Raw genomic sequence first — 18,358 nt, forward strand, 5'->3', positions numbered from 1 at the left:
GCCGGACAGAAAGCGACATGAGCGTGCACTCCCATTCGCATCGATCCGAGAAGCTGGATGCGCTCGCCAAGGTCGCACGTAAATTCGCCGAGCCGAGCGAAGCCATTCGCTATGGCGGCTATGTCCAGTCGATCGCGGCCGGCCATTACACCGTGTCCGGCCTTTCGCGTCATGTCCGGCTTGGCGAATTCGTGGTTCACCGAAGCCAGAGCGGCGACCATCTGGGCGAAGTCGTCAAGGTGGATACGGATACGGTCGTTGTCTGCCCGATCGAGGCTGGGGAGCCGATCGGTGTCAATGAAACGGTTTTCAGCCGCGGTGCCTTCAAGGTCGCTCCGGACCAGTCCTGGTGCGGGCGCACGATCAATGCCATGGGCCAGCCGATCGATGGCGGCCCTGAACTGGTACCCGGCGCCAAGCGGCGCTCCGTCGTCAGCCAGCCGCCGCCGTCGATGAGCCGGCAGCGCGTCGAGACGCCGCTTCGCACGGGTGTGCGCGCCATCGACATCTTCTCGCCGATCTGTCTGGGTCAGCGCTTGGGCGTCTTCGCCGGATCTGGTGTCGGCAAATCGACGCTGCTCTCGATGATCGCGCGGGCGAGCGCCTTCGATCGGGTTGTCATCTCACTCGTCGGCGAGCGCGGCCGCGAAGTGCGGGAATTCATCGAAGACACGCTCGGCGACAATCTGGCAAAGAGCGTTGTCGTCGTTGCCACGAGCGATGAGTCGCCGATGCTTCGCCGGCTTGCACCGCTGACCGCCATGACTGTTGCCGAGTATTTTCGCGACGCCGGGCAGAACGTGCTGATGGTCGTCGACAGCGTGACTCGTTTTGCCCATGCGGTGCGGGAAGTGGGCATCGCATCCGGCGAGGCGCCCATCGCGCGCGGCTACCCGGCCTCCGTCTTCACCGAGCTGCCGAAGCTTCTGGAACGGGCAGGGCCAGGCGGGCGGGACGCGGGTTCGATCACGGCGATCGTGTCGATTCTCGTCGATGGCGACAATCACAACGATCCGGTTGCGGATGCGACACGCGGCATTCTCGATGGCCACATCGTGCTCAGCCGTACGCTCGCGGAAGAGGGGCGCTATCCGCCGATCGATCCGCTTGCCTCCATCTCCCGTCTCGCTCGCAAGGCCTGGGCCGGTGACGAGGAAAAACTCGTCACGCGGCTCAAGGCATTGATCCATCGTTTCGAGGAAACCCGCGACCTGCGCCTCATCGGCGGCTATCGCCCGGGAACCGACGCGGACATGGATATGGCCGTGAAGCAGGTGCCGGTCGTCTATGAGGTTCTGCGCCAGGGTCCCGACGATCCGCCAGCAGCCGACGCATTCGACGATCTGGCCCACGAAATGAAGAAGGCAGCCGGCCTCATCCAACCCGGCACTCCGCAGTCAGAGCCAAGCAAGGGACGCAAATGAGCGACGAACAGGACATCTTCTTCGACGATACCTTGCCGCGCGAGCCGCTTCTCAAGCGCCTGCTGAACGTCGATACCGCGATCGTCGGTGGCGGCATCGCTCTGGCCGTCGGCGCGGCGTTCTTCCCCTGGTACGTCTTCTTCCATCAGGAATCCTTCGGCGTGCGCCCGATGACCTATTCGACCGACCGGCCGCTGTCGGACTGGCCCGGCACCGGGATGATGAGCGCGTCGCCGATCGTGCTGGAAGGCGAGCCGGCCGGCGAGGGCGAGTTCGACATGCTGATGACGGCCACCGTGCCCGAGCCCCCGATCGAGGAAGAGCCCGCCGCAGCGGCAGCCGATCCGCTCGACCAGCCATTTCCGGGATCTAATGCTTTCCGTCTTCTGCATGTGGCGAATGGCCGGGCACTGATCGAGGATTCTGCAGGCATGTACATGGTGCAGATCGGCTCGGTGCTGCCTGACAACAGCCGGCTTGCAAGGCTCGAGCGGCGCGACGGCACCTGGGTGATCGTGACGTCGGAAGGCGCGGTGATCGAGCGCTGAGGTCTCTCACAAGTCTGACGCAAGATTGAAAGCCTAGGTTCGGTCATCCAAGCGGAACGATCCAGCGGAGACCCGGCATGGAGCCCATTCAACTTTTCGATCTTGCGTCCAGACAGGCCCACTGGCTTTCGGTCCGCCAGACCGTTGTGGCGGGAAACATCGCCAACGCCAATACACCCGGCTACGCCGCGCGCGAAGTAGCGCCCTTCGAGGACGTGCTGAAGGAGACGGGAAACCGCATGGCGGCCACGCACCCGGCCCACTTCATCGAGGACGAGATGCGCAACTCCGTCTCCTCCACGACCGTCAAGGACGGCGTCGAAGTTCAGGTTTCGGGTAATTCCGTGACCCTGGCAGACGAGCTTCGCAAGACCGGCGAGATCAAGCGGAACATGGAGCTCAGCACCAACCTCGTGCGCACGTTTCACCGCATGATGCTGCAGACGGTGCGCGCATGACGATCGATCCGCTGACCGCATCGCTGAGAATCGCAGCTTCGGGGCTTGAGGCGCAGACGACGCGGCTTCGCGTGGTTTCCGAAAACCTCGCCAACGCGCAATCCACGTCCAGCCTGCCGGGTGGAGATCCCTACCGGCGCAAGATCGTCGACTTCAACGCCGAACTCGACCGCGTCTCCGGCGCATCGCTCGTCAACGTCGGCTCGGTCGACGAGGACACGAGCGACTTCACCGTGGAATACGATCCCGGCAACAAGGCCGCCGACGAGAACGGCATGGTCAAGAAGCCGAACGTCAACGTGCTGATCGAAATGGCCGACATGCGTGAGGCCAACCGGGCGTACGAATCCAATCTTCAGACGATCAAACAAACGCGAGAGCTGATTTCGATGACAATCGACCTGTTGAGAGCCTCGCAATGATCGGCGGCATCCAGAACGTTTCGGCGCTGTCGTTCACGCGCGCCATGGAAGGCGCATCGGAAACCGGCAGCAGTTCGTCCATCCTGCAGATGCCGCTTACGGGCCAGATGCAGGGCGTTGCGCCGGCCAGCGGCGATTTCGGCGCGACTCTCGCCAGCATGGCGACCGACATGGTCGGCAGCCTGCGCGGCGCCGAGCAGGCCTCCCTCGACGGAATCAACGGCCAGGCCGACATGCGCGAAGTGGTGGATGCGGTGATGACGGCGGAGCAGACGCTCCAGACGGCGATCGCCATCCGCGACAAGATCGTGACCGCCTACCTCGAAGTCAGCCGAATGCAGATTTAAGGACGTCCAGACCATGAAAGCTCTCGCCATCGCTGCGACCGGCATGAATGCCCAGCAACTGAACCTGGAAGTCATCGCCAACAACATCGCCAACATCAACACGACGGGCTTCAAGCGCTCGCGCGCCGAATTCTCCGATCTGCTTTATCAGGTCGAGCGGCAGCAGGGCGTGCCGAACCGGGCGGACTCCGCCGTGGTTCCGGAAGGTGCCTATATTGGCCTCGGCGTTCAGACCACTGCCGTGCGCAACCTGCACATCCAGGGGTCGCTGGTCACGACAGGCAACAATCTCGATCTCGCCCTGATCGGCCGCGGCTGGTTCCAGGTCGAGACTGCCGAGGGCGACACGCTCTATACGCGCTCGGGTGCCTTCAACACCAACGCCCAGGGAGAACTGGTGACAGCTGATGGTTATCGCATCCAGCCGGCAATCGTCGTGCCGCAGAATGCGAGCGAGATCGTCGTCAGCAGGTCCGGCCAGGTCTTCGCCCGTGTCGAGAACCAGGTCGACCTGCAGGAGCTTGGCCAGCTGGAGCTTTCGAACTTCGTCAACGAGGCGGGGCTCGAGCCACTCGGTGAGAACCTCTTCCGCGAAACGCCTGCATCGGGCGCCGCCATCGTTGGCGCTCCCGACGATGCCGGCTTCGCGCGCATCCAGCAGGGATATCTCGAAGCTTCGAACGTCGATCCGGTGAAGGAGATCACCGACCTCATCTCGGCGCAGCGCGCCTATGAGATGAATTCGAAGATCATTCAGGCTGCTGACGAAATGGCGTCGGTGGTGTCGCAAGGCATCCGCTAGCGGAACTTTAGGATTGAGGCGGACGCTCATGATGGCTCTTCGCACGCACATGGTCTCGTTCAAGATGCTGACGGCGGCGCTTGCCGTTGCGGCCGGCTTAACGGTTCCCGCCAAGGCAAGCGGGCCCGTAGCCGTCGTCCCGAACGAAGTGGTCTATCCAGGCCAGGAAATCGACATCGCGCTGATGCGCGAAGTCGAGGTCACCAATCCGAACATCCGCGCCGATTACATCTCGTCGATGGCCGAACTCGAAGGCGCCGTGGCGCGCCGCACGCTTCTACCGGGCCGGGTCATCCCGACGTCAGCCGTTCGCGCATCCTATGCAGTCGAACGCGGGCAACCGGTAAAGCTGGTTTATTCCAGTGGCGGCCTCGTCATCACTGCCTCCGGCAGCCCCCTGAAATCCGCGGCGATCGGCGACTTCATTCAGGTGCGAAACCTCGAAAGCGGAAGCACCGTTTCGGGCACCGTGATGGCGAACGGGACCGTGCAGGTCATCGCGCAATGAAATCCTCGATATCCGGCCGCTTCGTCATCATGCTTGCCGCATCACTGGTGATGCTTTCGGGCGGCCTCATCGGCAGCGCTGACGCCAACTCGCGCATCAAGGACATCGCGCAGGTTCAGAGTGCGCGTGACAATCAGCTGATCGGCTATGGATTGGTCGTCGGGCTTCAGGGCACCGGCGATGGGCTGCGTGCTTCTCCCTTCACCGAACAATCGTTGCGCGCGATGCTGCAGAATCTCGGCATCTCGACCGATGGTCGTACAACGAACGCCAATAATGTCGCGGCCGTGATGGTGACGGCAACGCTGCCGCCCTTCGCGAGCGCGGGCTCCCGAGTTGACGTCACGGTCAGTTCGCTCGGCGACGCCACCTCCCTGCGCGGCGGAACGCTGGTGATGACCTCGCTTTCCGGTGCCGATGGCCAGATCTACGCTGTGGCCCAGGGCAGCGTGGTCGTCTCCGGCTTCCAGGCCGAAGGCCAGGCGCAGCAATTGACCCAGGGTGTGACTACTGCCGGTCGCGTGCCGAATGGCGCGATCATCGAGCGTGAAGTGGGCGCCCAGTTCGAGGCGGCCGATCACCTCGTGTTCCAGCTGCGCAATCCCGATTTCGGCACGGCCGTCGCCGTTGCCGATGTCGTCAATGCCTATACGAGCCAACGTTATGGCGTCGCGACCGCCGATGCGCGCGACAGCACCGAAATCACCGTGCGCAAGCCGGCCAATGCCGGTGCGCTGACCCGCTTTCTGGCGGAGATCGAAGGCCTCACCGTGGTGCCGGACGCGCCCGCCCGCGTGGTGGTCAACGAGAAAACCGGGACGATCGTGATCGGGCACGATGTGCGCATTTCGCCGGTGGCCGTCAGCTATGGGACACTGACCGTGCGGGTCAACGAAACGCCGACGGTCGTCCAGCCGCTGCCATTTTCCGACGGGGTGACCGCGGCGGAACCGAACACCGACATCTATGCCGACGTCGAAGGCGGACAGGTTGCCATCCTCGACGGACCGAACCTGCAGGCGCTCGTTTCCGGCCTCAACGGCATCGGCGTCAAGCCCGACGGCATCATCTCCATTCTCCAGGGCATCAAATCAGCCGGAGCACTTCAGGCGGAGCTTGTATTGCAATGAGCATGAAACGCATGGCACTCGCCTGTCTCGGCTTCAACGCCTGCGCCGTCGGCGCTTTCTTGATCGCGCTGCCGCTTTCGATGAGCGGCGCCAACGCGCAAGGCAATGTCGACCCCGCGATCAGCGCGGATATCGAGGCCTATTGCACCAACATTGCGGATGCTGCCCGTGATCGGCGCTACCTGCTGCAGAAGCAGGAACTCGACACCCTGCAGGCTGGCATCGATGAGCGCATCGTGGTGCTCGAGGAGCGCCGGGCCGAGTATGAAGACTGGCTGAAGCGCCGCAACGACTTCCTGCAGCAGGCGGAGCAGGGGCTGATCGACATCTACAAGGGCATGCGGCCCGATGCGGCTGCCGAGCGCCTCGAGAACGTCAACGCCGAGATTGCTGCGGCAATCATCATGAAGCTCAGCCCGCGCATCGCCAGCCAGATCCTCAACGAGATGGACAGCCAAGTCGCTGCCGCACTGACCTCCGTGATCGCAAGTGCTGCGGATGAAACAACGTCGAGAAACCCATCATGATGCGCCGACTGACCCTCATCGCGACGCTCGCGCTTCTCGCTGGCTGCAACTCGCAGACCTTCAACGAGATCGGTCGGGCGCCGGCCATGAGCCCGGTGGGGGCCGGCCTGAACTATGGGCAGACACCACAGATGGCGCTCTATCCGAAGCAGCCCTATACGACCAATCGAAGCTTCTCCATCTGGCAGGACAGCCAGAGCACGCTGTTCAAGGATGCACGCGCGATCAATATCGGCGACATCCTCACTGTCGACATCGCCATCAACGACCGTGCCGCATTCGATAACGAGACCGAGCGCAGCCGCACCAACCGAAGCGGCATCGGGTTCGGGGGCAGCTATAATCTGTTTGGCGGCACCGGATCGGGTGAGGCCGACGTCGATTTCGGCTCAAACACTGCCACCAATGGATCTGGTTCCACGGCGCGTTCCGAGCAACTGCGCCTCAGCGTTGCGGCCGTGGTGACGGGCATTCTCGAAAACGGAAACCTCGTCATCAGCGGCTCGCAAGAGGTGCGCGTCAATCAGGAGCTTCGCATCCTGAATATTGCGGGGATAGCGCGTCCGCGCGATGTCGACGCGTTCAACCGAATCTCATATGAAAAGATCGCCGAAGCACGCATCTCCTATGGTGGTCGTGGCCGGCTGACCGAGGTTCAGCAGCCTCCGGTCGGTCAGCAGTTCGTCGATATCTATTCGCCGATCTGACGACGGCGGGAACGGGCGGCGGGGGTGACATGACGACACCTGAAGATACGGGCAGTGCGCCTAAGAAACCTTCGGCAATCATTACGATCGCTGTGGTTCTGGCTTTGTCTGCCGTTGCAGCCGGCGGAGGCTGGTTCGTCGGCGGCATGCTCGCACCGCAGGTGGAGGCTGCCGTGCAACCTGCCGAGGCTGAAGCCCATGGCGGCGAGGCAGAGGGCGAAGCACACGCGGTACCGAAAGTGGTGGCGCTCGATGCCATCACCACAAATCTTGCCTATCCGTCCGAGAACTGGATCCGCCTCGAAGTCTCACTGGTGTTCGCCGAAATGGCGGACGAAGCGATGGCGCAGACGGTCCATCAGGATATCATCGCCTATCTGCGCACGGTTTCGCTGCAGCAGATCGAAGGCGCTCGCGGTTTCCAGCATCTCAAAGAAGACCTGACCGAACGGGCAGCGTTGCGCTCGCAAGGTAAGGTCGCCAGCCTCATGTTCAGGACCTTCGTGATCGAATGACCCGATTGCTCATAGCTGGCTTCGCCATGATGGCGTTGATGGCCAGCGCCCAGGCCCAGGGGATCGATCCCGGTCTGTTCGAGACGCCCGTCGACGGGTCCGTCGCGAGCTGGATCATTCGTACCTTCGGACTTATCACCGTCCTGTCGGTCGCGCCTGGCATCCTGATCATGGTGACCAGCTTTCCGCGATTGATCATCGCCTTTGCGATCCTGCGCGCGGGCATGGGACTGCAGACGACGCCGGCGAACCTCATCCTCGTGTCACTTGCGCTCTTCATGACCTTCTACATCATGGCGCCCACCTTCGACCGCGCCTGGTCGGAAGGCGTCCAGCCGCTGATGGAGAACGAGATCGACGAGACGGAGGCCATCGCGCGCATTTCCGATCCGTTCCGCGACTTCATGATGGCAAACACGCGCGACCAGGATCTCAATCTGTTCATCGATATCGCGACGGAGCGTGGTCAGACGGTCGAAACGGATGGCGAGATCGATCTGCGCGTGCTGACGCCTGCCTTCATGATCTCGGAGATCCGCCGTGGCTTCGAGATCGGCTTCCTCATCGTGCTGCCGTTCCTCGTGATCGATCTGGTCGTCGCGACGATCACCATGTCGATGGGCATGATGATGCTGCCGCCGACGGCAATTTCGCTGCCGTTCAAAATCCTTTTCTTCGTCTTGATCGACGGCTGGAACCTGCTCGTTGGTTCCCTGGTGCGCTCTTTCGTTTGAACGCGCTGCAAGCAGATCATCTATCTTAGCTACCCCTTAACCATGATGCGGGTTATCGCCTGCTGAACGCCTGCCGAACGCGCGGTTCGGGGGGTCGATTAAGTGTTTGGAAAGCGGCCTCGGCGAAGTTGATCTCAACATGGCGGGTTCGCTTCTGACCGAGGTCTAAGCAGAGTGGCATGAAGCCTAAACCGCCATCGCCGGTAATCTCTTGCAGTCCGGTATGTCCCTGAAAAGTATCTAGTCCAAGGGATTACACTTATGTCGAGCCTTCTTACGAACACCTCTGCGATGTCTGCTCTGCAGACGCTGCGTTCGATCAATTCCGAAATGTCCACGACCCAGGGCCGCATCTCGTCGGGCATGAAAGTCGGCGAAGCTTCCGACAACGCCGCTTACTGGTCGATCGCAACCACCATGCGTTCGGACAACAAGGCACTCTCGTCGGTTCAGGACGCACTCGGCCTCGGCGCTGCCAAGATCGATACCGCCTACACTGGTATGAACGCCGCAATCGAAGTCGTCGACGAAATCAAGACGAAGCTGGTTGCAGCTTCCGAGCCGGGCGTCGACAAGGCCAAGGTTCAGAAGGAAATCACGCAGCTCCAAGAGCAGCTGACCAGCCTGACCAAGTCCTCGTCGTTCAACGGCGAAAACTGGCTCTATCACGACGATAACAACACCGCTTCCACGAAGTCGGTCGTTGGTTCGTTCAACCGTGACGCCAGCAACAATGTCAGCCTGACGACACTCGACATCGACACGACCACGACGTCACTGATCGAAGTCAATGCTTCAGGCGCTTACGTTGCTTCCGGCAATGGTCTTCTGTCCAACGACCTGACTTACACCACTGCCAGCGGCGCTTCCGCATCGCTGAGCGGCGTGAACGTCATGAACCTCGACATCACAGACATGTCGGCTGGTGATCTTTCGAACGCTCTGTCGGGCGTCGACTCGGTTCTCCAGAGCATGACCGATGCCGCTGCCGATCTCGGTGCCGTAAAGAAGCGCGTCGAGATGCAAAACGACTTCGTGTCCGACCTGAAGACTTCCATCAACAGCGGTATCGGCCGCCTCGTGGATGCCGACATGAACGAAGAGTCCACCCGCCTCCGCGCTCTGCAGACACAGCAGCAGCTTGGTATCCAGGCACTCTCGATTGCCAACTCGCAGTCGCAGAACATCCTGCAGCTCTTCGGCTAAAAACAAACTTGAGGTTCCGGGCGGAGACGTCCGGAACCCACCAATCCTTCAGAGCGCCGTGGTCCAGTTGGGCCACGGCGTTTTTGCGTTTGGGCTCGTCGCTCCAATGGTAAATGTTCAGGGCCGTATGTTAGCATTGCATTAACCTAAATAGATTGTAATCCTCCTCACAGACGAAACGTCGCCGAGTCATTCGCCGACACGCATGAAGCCTTTCGTCTCGCACATGACGCGCTTTCATTTTGTATCAGTCACGCGATAAAGGGCTTTACCCACATGACGAGTCTCCTCACGAACAGCGCAGCCATGGGCGCGCTGCAGACGCTGCGCTCCATCAATTCTGACATGGAAACGACGCAGAACCGTATTTCTTCGGGCATGAAGGTTCAGACGGCCGGCGACAATGCCGCCTACTGGTCGATTGCCACGACCATGCGCTCGGACAACAAGGCGCTCTCGACCGTTCAGGATGCCCTCGGCCTCGGCGCTGCCAAAGTCGATACCGCATACACGGGTCTGAACGCTGCGATCGAAGTCGTCGACGAAATCAAGGCGAAGCTGGTCGCGGCTTCGGAGCCGGGCGTCGACAAGAACAAGATCCAGAAGGAAATCACGCAGCTTCAGGATCAGCTGAAGAGCGTCGTCGGCTCAGCATCGTTCTCGGGCGAAAACTGGCTGTCGCACAGCGCTGACAACGTCGCCGGCACCAAGTCCATCGTCGGCTCGTTCAACCGCGACTCGCAGAACAACGTCTCAATTACCAAGCTCGATGTAGACACGACCGCGACTTCGCTGATCGAGACCAACGCATCGGGCGGCTACGTCGCTTCCGGCACCGGCCTTCTTTCCAACGATCTGCGCTACATCAACGCTTCGGGCGCTTCCGCTGCGATCTCTGGCGTTTCGGTCCTGTCTCTCGACATTTCCGCCATGACAGCCGGTGCTCTCAGCAACGCACTTTCGGGCGTTGACGCTGTCCTGCAGTCGATGACGGATGCCGCTGCCGACCTCGGTGCTGTCAAGAGCCGCATCGAAATGCAGGAAGACTTCGTCGCCAATCTGATGGACTCCATCGATAGCGGTATCGGCCGTCTCGTCGACGCCGACATGAACGAAGAGTCCACCCGTCTGCGGGCCCTTCAAACGCAGCAGCAGCTCGGCATTCAGTCGCTGTCGATCGCGAACTCGAACTCGCAGAACATCCTGCAGCTCTTCCAGGGCTAATAGCCGCCTCCGGTTCGCGCCGGGCGCTCCAAATGAAAACCCCCGGGATCCGATGGATCCCGGGGGTTTTCATTTTAGGATTGAATTTCTGCGTCAGGCGCGAGGATAGGACTGGCTCCAGTCTATCTTTCGGCCTGAAATGCTCTTTTCTTCTGCCCAGGTCGCGATCGACGCCCAATTGAACAGGATCGTCTTCATCAGTTCGATCGGTTCGTCGGGATTGGTCGGCAAGTAGCGTGTTGCGGGGTGCCATGGCATGCCGTCGGTCCCAAGCCGGGTGCGGCTATGCTCTGGACCAAATAGCAGCGTGGGTACGCCCAAGCCGGCGGAGAGCTCGGCAGTGGCCGTCCCCGCGGAGATGACGAGGTCACAGGCGCCCGCAAGCAGCGCCGCTCCTGCGAGGTCGTTCATCTGATCGATGGACGTGAATTGTGTGACGGGGAGACCCAATTCCTGCATCAGCGCAACTTCATCAGCGCACTGATCATACTGAAGACAGATGAAACCGCTTTTCCCGAGAAGCTTCAGAGCTGCGATGTGCTCGGCGCGCAGATAGTTCTTGTCCCGGTGCAGGTTGCGAAGGCTCGAGCGCCAACAAAGACCGATGACCGGCTGATCGGGTCGCGCAATCATGGCTTCGCGGACGTTGTTTTCGACTTCCGGACTGCGCTTCAGAAACGGCTTTGCCTTCGTCTTCAAGGCCTCGACAGACGGGCGAAGGAACCGCGGAAGAGAGCCGAGCGGAGTCTCAAAATCAAATTCGGCATAGAGCGCAGAGGTGCGGTTGGCCGCCGGCACGACCGGTCGAACAGTGATGTCCGGAAAGGACGGAAGGAACAGCGGGACCAGCTTGGCCGTGCATTCGAATGTCACGTCGGCGCCGATTTCGACGAGGTCCGTAAGCAGCCCGGCGAAGCGGATCTCGTCGCCAACACCTTGCTCGCGCCAGACTAGGATCTTCTTGCCTACCAGCGCTTCGCCCTGCCACCGAGGAATGTCGAACAACCGGCGCTCGGATGGAAAGTCGCTGATTTTCCATCGAACATCGTAATTATCGAAGGCATCCGGCAGCTTGCCGGCTGCCATCTGGTGAAGGGAGAGGTGCCAGCGAGCCACGTCGCAATTCGGATCGCGCGCCAGGATCGCTTCCTGGATCGCCATCGCCTTGTTGAAGTTCCCGCGATCTTCTTCGATGATTCCTGCGACCGTCTGAATCGAGGCCCAGATCTTCACGTCCGAATTGCGCCACGCCGCGATCAGTTCCAGCGCCTGGTCGGGATATCCGGCGGCGACGAGGCAGTCGATCCAGATATGGTCGACCGTTGCTTTCTCTTCATCGGTCGTGGCCAGTGCCCGTATCTGGGGATAATGCTCCGCGACATAGGCATGATTGGCGGCCTTGGATGCTGCGGTAAGCCTGTTGATCAGCAGCCGGTGCGGCGGCGAGGGGAAAAGAGCGATGGCCTGATCGAAAAGGGTTTCGGCGGTTTTGTAACGCCGCTCGTGCAGTGCCTTCGTGGCTTCGGTCGTAAGCTCGACCGCCTTTTTCGTCGCCTTGCGCTCTGCCTTGGATGCCGGAGCTGCCTTGAAAGCAGACCTTGCTGCCTGGCCGTGGGTCTTCGCGGCAACCGCGGCCAGCAATGCCTGCGCGCCCTTCATTCGGGCCGTTAGCTGGTCCTCGGCGGGCTTCAATTTGCCGCTTTGGCCAAGGGCAGGCTTGGAGTTCGCCATTGTGCGATCCTCTGCTGGAATGGTTTCCGTCGAGGATGCCTTGTCGCAGGCCTATGTTGTGCGAGCCTTGTCGGCGCAAGCGCCGGTTCTGGTGGAAGGCCTAAAGGTCGTCCAGCGTCAGGCGTTCACCCTTGCCAATCGCACGCCGCGCCGGTTTCCCGAGGAGGCCAGCGAAATGGCGCGGCTCGAGGCTTGTGCCGGGGCGGCAGATCTTGAGATTGGCTCTGGAGAAGATTTCGCCCTCCTGGATGTCCTGCGACGGATAGATCGACTGGCGAAATGCCCGCGAATTCTTCTCGTTCTCGGTGCCGCCGTAGTGAACCGCACCGCGCGAAAGCCAGGCGCGCCGCGTCTCCTCCTTGAGAAGTTTCATCTCCCATGGCTCCAGCGAGAAGGCGGAATCGACGCCGCCTTCGGCGCGCGACAGCGTGAAATGCTTTTCGATCACCGTGGCTCCATGCACGACGGCGGCGACGGCGACGCCGGTGCCAGCCGTATGATCCGACAGGCCGACCTGCACGCCGAAGCGGCGGGCCATGTCCGGTATGGTCATCAGATTGGCGTCGGAGGCATCGGCGGGGTACTGGCTCGTGCATTTCAACAGGACAATGTCGTTCGCGCCTGCGCTGCGTGCCGTGGTCACGGCTTCCTCGATCTCATCGATCGTTCCCATGCCGGTCGACATGATCAGCGGCTTGCCGGTGGCCGCGGCCTTGGCGATCAGCGGCAGGTGAGTGAGCTCGAAGCTCGCGATCTTGAACATTGGAACGCCGAGACTGTCCAGAAAGTCGACGGCTGTTTCATCGAACGGCGTGGAGAAGGCCATGACGCCATGCTCTGCGGCCGCGGCAAAGAGATCGGCATGCCAATCCCACGGCGTATGGGCTTCCTGATAGAGATCGTGCAGCCTGCGCCCATTCCAGAGGCTCTTGTCGTCGCGGATGACGAAATCGTCCAGATCGCTGTCCAGGGTCAGGGTATCGGCCGTGTAGGTCTGAAATTTCAGACAATCGACGCCGCACTGAGCCGCCGCGCGCACGATTTCCAGCGCACGCTCCTTCGATCCGTTATGGTTGCCGGACATTTCGGCGATGATGAACGGCTCGGCGTCCTGGCCGATCAGGCGATCTGCAATCTTGATGCTGGACATTAGAACCTCGTGCGCAAGACAGGAGAGAACGCCGTCTAGCGCGGTGCGGTCGCGCGAAGCTTACCACTTGCTGCCGGGCGTATGCTTTTCCACTCGTGGTGAAGGATGGCGAGACGCACGACGTCGACGAATGCTTCTTCCCGCCGATGGTGTTGGCGGAAGATGCCTTCGATGGAGAAACCGAATTTCTGGTGAAGTTTTATCACCGGCTCGTTGAACGCCAGGACTTCGCAGCTGAGTTTGTGGAGGCCCAACTGCTCGAACGCAAAATCGAGCGCGGCAAACTCCATCCGCGATCCCGTTCCGCGTGGCGCATCGGTCGCCGCATAGAACGCCCAAACGGCGTTCCGGTCGCTTTGCGACACCTGTGAAAACGAGACTACCCCCAGCGGTCGTCCACTCATCTCGAAGATGAGATCATGCCGATCTCTGGTGTCGCGCATCCTCCGCCACCAAGCCCGGTGTTCCTCGGCGCTGATCTCATGGCTGGTATACATGTTCCTGCGTACGGCAGGCGCATTGCGCCACACCAGCACGTGGTCGAGATCATCGTCCGACATAGCCCTGAGGGTCCCCGGTCTGTCTTCCGTCATGGGGCATCTTCCAGCAGTGGGTGGGACACATATGCAAGGACGACGTCGACCACCCGCGCGGCGCCGTTTCCGTCGGTCACTTCGCGTGCCGCGAGGCTGATCGGGTGCGTGGCCGCAGGCTTCAGCAGCGGGCCTACCTTGGTTTCGGCCCATCGGTGTGGGTCGTTTTGCGGCTCGTAGGCCCCACCATCGACAGATGCCCCGCTCAGCGAAAGCGCTTGCGCCGCTTCTTTCTGGTTTTCGGCCAGGATCAGGTTGATCGCAGGCACGCCCAGGCAGCATCGTTCCCACGATGAGCTGCCGGCCGCCCCGATGACGAGATCCATACGGCTGAGCAATGCCGCCATGTCGGAGATATTGTGATGGAGGGTGACGCTTCGACCGCATTGCCCCGCAAATTGCCTCAAAGCATCCTGATGGGGATAGGCAGGGCCGGTTACGACATGTAGGTCCACTTCTGGCGGCAATTGCAGTTCGCAAAGTCCGCGCAGCACCCAGCCTGTGCAGTCCGCGCTGTCGGCGCCGCCCATGAAGATGAGAATCGTCTGAATGCCCGCGCCCGCCGCAAAAGCGTCGTCGCGCCGTTGAAGCGATGCGCGACGCTCGGCTGCGAAATCGGGCCGCAGAAGCGCGTGACTAGGTCCCGTCAGAACGCGACACTGGGCTGGTACCAGATGGGCGTAGTCGTTGGCAGATTTGCCGAGCGTGGCATCGAGCACAATATCGCAATCGTGGGACCTCGAGAGATCGTCGAACGCCAGAATGAGAGGCGGCTGGTCCGTAGACGAGCGCAGGGCGCGCTCCCATGCGATGCCGAGCGCGTAATGATCCACCACGATGATCTGTGGTTGGAGTGTTTTCATGTGACCGCCAAGCGCTTCGGCATCATGCTCTTCGGTGGTCCCAAGCCAGGTGCCGTATGGTGTCGGGCCCGGCGGCGGTCCGTCTTCCGGCAGCATAACCAGTGGATGGCCTGCTTCAGCGAGCTTCTTTTTCACATCCTCGATCATGAAGCGGGCGACAAAGACGCATTCAAAGCCCTGATCGGTGAGCGCATTGGCCAGCGTCAGGCACCGCATGACATGTCCGAGCCCGATAACAGGCGATGCATCGACGCGTATCGCAACCGCGCGACAGCGTTGGTGGCCACTCATGATGCCTGTCCGGCGGAGCGGAGACGATAGAGCTCCTCGGCCATCTTCCAATCTTCGGGCGTGTCGATGTCGACCACGCGCGACCGTTCGACATGATAGAGCGCGGCATTCGGGCCGAGCACGGGGCGGTTCGCGCGTACTGCGTCGGGGCGGCACCAATAGAATTGACCCGCATCGTGGTATGCGGGTTCGAGATCCTGGGACCGCGTCGACGCCAGCTCGGGATTGAACATTTCCGGCCGACCATTGCGCAGCCGCAGCGCGCGTTGGATCGGGTAGGCATACTCGGTTGCAGCGAAAACGTAGGAGGAATTGCCTCCTTCAAGCAAACCGAAGGCAGTATCCAGATCGTGAGCCGTGACGAAGGGTGCCGTCGCGTAGAGGCAGCAAACCGCATCCACCGCCACGCCTTCCGCTTCGACACGATCGATCGCATCGGCGATGACGGCAAGCGTGGTGGCGTGATCGTCGGATAGCTTCGGCGTGCGCATGAAGGGAACGTCAGCCCCGGCAGCACGGGCGACCGCAGCGATCTCTTCATCGTCGGTCGAGACCATGACGCGATCGATGGTTCTCGCAGCAAGCGCAGCCTCAATGGAGTAAGCGATGATCGGCCTGCCGAAGAACGGTCTGATGTTCTTCCGTGGAATGCGTTTCGAGCCGCCGCGGGCTGGTATGAGCCCCAGTCTCACCGCAGGACATCCTTCAGGGCTGCGACGACCTGATCCTGCTGTGGCTCTGTCATTCCATGAAAGATCGGGATGGAGATGGCTCGGGCGTAATAGGCCTCGGCATTCGGGCAGTGGCCGGGTTTGAAACCAAGCGCCCGATAATAGGGCTGCCGATAGATCGGTATGTAATGGAGGTTCACGCCGATATCGCGCTGGCGCAGGCCTTCGAAGACCTGCCGGTGCGAGAGGGCGATTTCGTCCAGCCGCAACTGTATGACGTAGAGATGGAGGCTGGACAGGCTGTCGGCGCTGCGTTGCGGCAGATCGATGGGAAGCGCGGCCAGCTCCACATCATAGCGGTCAGCCAGCCGGTGCCTGTGGCTGACGAAATCGTTCAGCCGGGCAAGCTGCGACAGACCGAGAGCGGCTTGCATTTCGGTCATCCGGTAGTTGAAGCCGAGATCGATCTGCTCGTAGTACCACGGCCCCTCCGATGGGCCGGACATGTCGTTCTCGTCACGCGTAATTCCGTGTGACCGGAGCCGGAGCAACGCCTTGCCGAGGTCCGGGTCCTGGGTGACGCAACAGCCGCCTTCACCCGTGGTGATGATCTTGACCGGATGGAACGAGAAGACGGCGATGTCGGAATGGGTGCAGGCGCCAACCAGATCGCCGCCGTCGCGCGCGCCGATGGCGTGGCTCGCATCTTCGATGACCTTGAACCCGTAGCGGAGCGCAAGGGCACCAATTGCGGACATGTCGCAGGGCAGCCCACACAGATGAACCGGGATCACAACTTTCGGCAGGCGGCCGGCCGCCTCTGCCTTGCGCAGCTTCTCCTCTAGCACATCGACGCTCATGTTTAGCGTCACCGGATCGATGTCGACGAAATCGACCTCCGCGCCGCAGTAGAGTGCACAATTGGCCGAGGCGACGAACGAGATCGGAGACGTCCAGACGAGGTCGCCAGGCCCCACGCCGAGCGCGAGACACGCGATGTGCAAGGCAGCCGTCGCTGAGTTGACCGCCACGCAGTGAGGGGCACCGACCGTTTCGCCGAGCGCGCGCTCGAAGGCATCGACGACCGGACCTTGCGTCAGATGATCGGAGCGCAGGACATCCAGAACGGCGGCGATATCGGCATCGTCGATGGATTGGCGACCATAGGGGACGAAGGGCAAGGGCTCACCTCGGCAGGGACCGATTCGCGTGGTCCGACAGGATCAATAGCCAGAACTGGCCGCGGATTTCAAATGTGAAACATTGCTGATGAACTGCCGGAATCCAGGAGGCGCCGTGCGCGCAATTCGGCAAGTGTCGTGCTAGTCACGAAGACGGGGCGAATCAGCATCGGTGGCGGGCCGCATGCTGAATGGTCTCATCGACGGGGCAAAGGACTATTCGGGGAGCGGGCAGCAGATGTTCACGGGCAAGGCAGTTCTCATCACCGGCGGGACCGGATCTTTCGGCCGGAAATACACCGAGACCATTCTTGCGCGCTACAAGCCGTCGCGCATCGTCATTTTCTCGCGCGACGAGCTCAAGCAATACGAGATGGCGCAGACCTTCAACGATCCTGCGATGCGCTATTTCATTGGCGATGTGCGCGATCAGGCGAGGCTTCGCCAAGCCATGGACGGCATCGATTTCGTCATCCACGCCGCTGCCCTGAAGCATGTCCCGGTTGCCGAATACAACCCCATGGAATGCATCAAGACCAACATCAACGGTGCGGAGAACGTCATCTCGGCCGCGATGCAGGCGGGGGTGAGCAAGGTCATTGCGCTTTCCACCGACAAGGCGGCGAACCCGATCAATCTCTACGGAGCGACAAAGCTCGTTTCCGACAAGCTCTTCGTTGCGGCCAACAACATCACCGGCGGTCGGGGACCGACCTTCGCCGTGGTGCGCTACGGCAATGTAGTGGGCTCGCGCGGTTCGGTCGTGCCATTTTTCAAGAAGCTCATCGCCGAAGGGCGTACGCCTCTGCCGGTGACGCATGAAGACATGACGCGCTTTTGGATCACGCTGCAGGATGGCGTCGACTTCGTTCTCAAGAACTTCGAGCGAATGTATGGCGGCGAAATCTTCGTGCCGAAGATCCCGTCGGTGCGCATTCTCGATCTGGTCGAAGCCTATAGCGGCACACGCGATGCGGAGATCATCGGCATTCGGCCCGGCGAGAAGCTTCACGAGATCATGTGCCCGGCCGACGACAGCCACCTGACCTTGGAATTCGACGACCATTTCGTCCTGCGCCCGACCATCAAGTTCCATCACAGCGATCTCGATTACACGACCAATGCGCTCGGAGAGAACGGTTCACCTGTGCACACAGGGTTCGAGTATCATAGCGGCAACAATTCCGATTTTCTCGATGTCGAGCAGATCAGGCAGATGGACACACGGGCCTGACAGGCCTGCGGAGAGGTGAGCGCAACTGATCTCACCTCTCCCCTTCAACCACCCTCACGCAAGCTTCGCCTCCTAGAACAGACCCGAAAGGC

Annotated in this window: 21 protein-coding genes; 15 read left to right on the forward strand and 6 right to left on the reverse strand. The window is 61.3% G+C overall.

The window, feature by feature from the left end:
- The first annotated feature begins 17 nt into the window (after positions 1–17).
- From fliI to PU133_RS05690, 14 genes are all read left to right on the forward strand, one after another.
- On the forward strand, positions 18–1,424 hold the full coding sequence (gene fliI, locus PU133_RS05625) for a flagellar protein export ATPase FliI (RefSeq protein ID WP_404863840.1): 1,407 nt from the start codon (positions 18–20) through the stop codon (positions 1,422–1,424).
- Positions 1,421–1,972, forward strand: coding sequence for a flagellar protein (locus PU133_RS05630; protein WP_126008529.1), 552 nt, complete (start codon positions 1,421–1,423; stop codon positions 1,970–1,972). The genes fliI and PU133_RS05630 overlap by 4 nt, the downstream gene beginning before the upstream one ends.
- A 77-nt stretch (positions 1,973–2,049) precedes the next feature.
- Complete coding sequence (flgB, locus tag PU133_RS05635; RefSeq protein WP_126008531.1) at positions 2,050–2,430, forward strand: flagellar basal body rod protein FlgB; 381 nt, start codon at positions 2,050–2,052, stop codon at positions 2,428–2,430.
- Positions 2,431–2,432: 2 nt separating this feature from the next.
- Positions 2,433–2,852 carry a flagellar basal body rod protein FlgC gene (flgC, locus tag PU133_RS05640; protein ID WP_126012816.1) on the forward strand — a complete coding sequence of 140 codons (420 nt, stop codon included), beginning with the start codon at positions 2,433–2,435 and terminating at the stop codon, positions 2,850–2,852.
- Entirely contained in the window at positions 2,849–3,199 is a 351-nt protein-coding gene (locus PU133_RS05645; RefSeq protein WP_126008533.1) for a flagellar hook-basal body complex protein FliE, read from the forward strand. The genes flgC and PU133_RS05645 overlap by 4 nt, the downstream gene beginning before the upstream one ends.
- A gap of 13 nt (positions 3,200–3,212) precedes the next feature.
- Positions 3,213–4,001, forward strand: a complete 789-nt coding sequence (gene flgG / locus PU133_RS05650) for a flagellar basal-body rod protein FlgG (protein WP_126008535.1) — start codon at positions 3,213–3,215, stop codon at positions 3,999–4,001.
- 28 nt (positions 4,002–4,029) lie between these two features.
- Positions 4,030–4,509 (forward strand): flagellar basal body P-ring formation chaperone FlgA, encoded by a 480-nt coding sequence (gene flgA, locus PU133_RS05655; protein ID WP_126008537.1) that lies wholly within the window; start codon positions 4,030–4,032, stop codon positions 4,507–4,509.
- 29 nt (positions 4,510–4,538) lie between these two features.
- Entirely contained in the window at positions 4,539–5,639 is a 1,101-nt protein-coding gene (locus tag PU133_RS05660; protein ID WP_404864453.1) for a flagellar basal body P-ring protein FlgI, read from the forward strand.
- Between the two features lie 11 nt (positions 5,640–5,650).
- Positions 5,651–6,166 carry a MotE family protein gene (locus PU133_RS05665; protein WP_404864454.1) on the forward strand — a complete coding sequence of 172 codons (516 nt, stop codon included), beginning with the start codon at positions 5,651–5,653 and terminating at the stop codon, positions 6,164–6,166.
- Positions 6,163–6,873, forward strand: a complete 711-nt coding sequence (flgH, locus tag PU133_RS05670) for a flagellar basal body L-ring protein FlgH (protein WP_126008539.1) — start codon at positions 6,163–6,165, stop codon at positions 6,871–6,873. The genes PU133_RS05665 and flgH overlap by 4 nt, the downstream gene beginning before the upstream one ends.
- A gap of 29 nt (positions 6,874–6,902) precedes the next feature.
- Entirely contained in the window at positions 6,903–7,388 is a 486-nt protein-coding gene (gene fliL, locus PU133_RS05675) for a flagellar basal body-associated protein FliL (protein WP_404863841.1), read from the forward strand.
- The gene (gene fliP / locus PU133_RS05680; RefSeq protein WP_404863842.1) at positions 7,385–8,122 is read left to right on the forward strand and encodes a flagellar type III secretion system pore protein FliP; all 738 of its coding nucleotides are present in this window, start codon (positions 7,385–7,387) and stop codon (positions 8,120–8,122) included. Before fliL ends, fliP begins: the two co-directional genes overlap by 4 nt.
- A gap of 261 nt (positions 8,123–8,383) precedes the next feature.
- A complete protein-coding gene (locus tag PU133_RS05685) occupies positions 8,384–9,328 on the forward strand; it encodes a flagellin (protein ID WP_126008545.1) in 945 nt (314 codons plus the stop codon).
- A 276-nt stretch (positions 9,329–9,604) separates the two neighbouring features.
- Positions 9,605–10,552: a flagellin gene (locus tag PU133_RS05690; RefSeq protein ID WP_126008547.1), complete on the forward strand. Its 948-nt coding sequence runs from the start codon at positions 9,605–9,607 to the stop codon at positions 10,550–10,552.
- A 93-nt stretch (positions 10,553–10,645) separates the two neighbouring features.
- Here PU133_RS05690 and PU133_RS05695 read toward each other — a convergent pair whose 3' ends face one another.
- The 6 genes from PU133_RS05695 to pseC all read right to left on the reverse strand — a co-directional run bounded on the left by PU133_RS05695 (position 10,646) and on the right by pseC (position 17,032).
- Complete coding sequence (locus tag PU133_RS05695) at positions 10,646–12,283, reverse strand: hypothetical protein (protein WP_404863843.1); 1,638 nt, start codon at positions 12,281–12,283, stop codon at positions 10,646–10,648.
- Positions 12,284–12,383: 100 nt separating this feature from the next.
- Positions 12,384–13,433: a pseudaminic acid synthase gene (gene pseI / locus PU133_RS05700; protein ID WP_404863844.1), complete on the reverse strand. Its 1,050-nt coding sequence runs from the start codon at positions 13,431–13,433 to the stop codon at positions 12,384–12,386.
- A gap of 35 nt (positions 13,434–13,468) precedes the next feature.
- Positions 13,469–13,993: a UDP-4-amino-4,6-dideoxy-N-acetyl-beta-L-altrosamine N-acetyltransferase gene (gene pseH / locus PU133_RS05705; protein ID WP_404863845.1), complete on the reverse strand. Its 525-nt coding sequence runs from the start codon at positions 13,991–13,993 to the stop codon at positions 13,469–13,471.
- A gap of 29 nt (positions 13,994–14,022) precedes the next feature.
- Positions 14,023–15,180 (reverse strand): UDP-2,4-diacetamido-2,4,6-trideoxy-beta-L-altropyranose hydrolase, encoded by a 1,158-nt coding sequence (gene pseG, locus PU133_RS05710; RefSeq protein ID WP_404863846.1) that lies wholly within the window; start codon positions 15,178–15,180, stop codon positions 14,023–14,025.
- Positions 15,177–15,872, reverse strand: coding sequence for a pseudaminic acid cytidylyltransferase (gene pseF / locus PU133_RS05715; RefSeq protein ID WP_404863847.1), 696 nt, complete (start codon positions 15,870–15,872; stop codon positions 15,177–15,179). The genes pseG and pseF overlap by 4 nt, the downstream gene beginning before the upstream one ends.
- On the reverse strand, positions 15,869–17,032 hold the full coding sequence (gene pseC / locus PU133_RS05720) for a UDP-4-amino-4,6-dideoxy-N-acetyl-beta-L-altrosamine transaminase (protein WP_404863848.1): 1,164 nt from the start codon (positions 17,030–17,032) through the stop codon (positions 15,869–15,871). The genes pseF and pseC overlap by 4 nt, the downstream gene beginning before the upstream one ends.
- 238 nt (positions 17,033–17,270) lie before the next feature.
- Here pseC and pseB point away from each other — a divergent pair, with 238 nt between their 5' ends.
- On the forward strand, positions 17,271–18,266 hold the full coding sequence (gene pseB, locus PU133_RS05725) for a UDP-N-acetylglucosamine 4,6-dehydratase (inverting) (RefSeq protein WP_126012825.1): 996 nt from the start codon (positions 17,271–17,273) through the stop codon (positions 18,264–18,266).
- Positions 18,267–18,358 lie beyond the last annotated feature (92 nt).

The sequence above is a fragment of the Georhizobium sp. MAB10 genome, assembly GCF_045012825.1.
GTDB classification, from domain to species: Bacteria; Pseudomonadota; Alphaproteobacteria; order Rhizobiales; family Rhizobiaceae; genus Georhizobium; species Georhizobium profundi.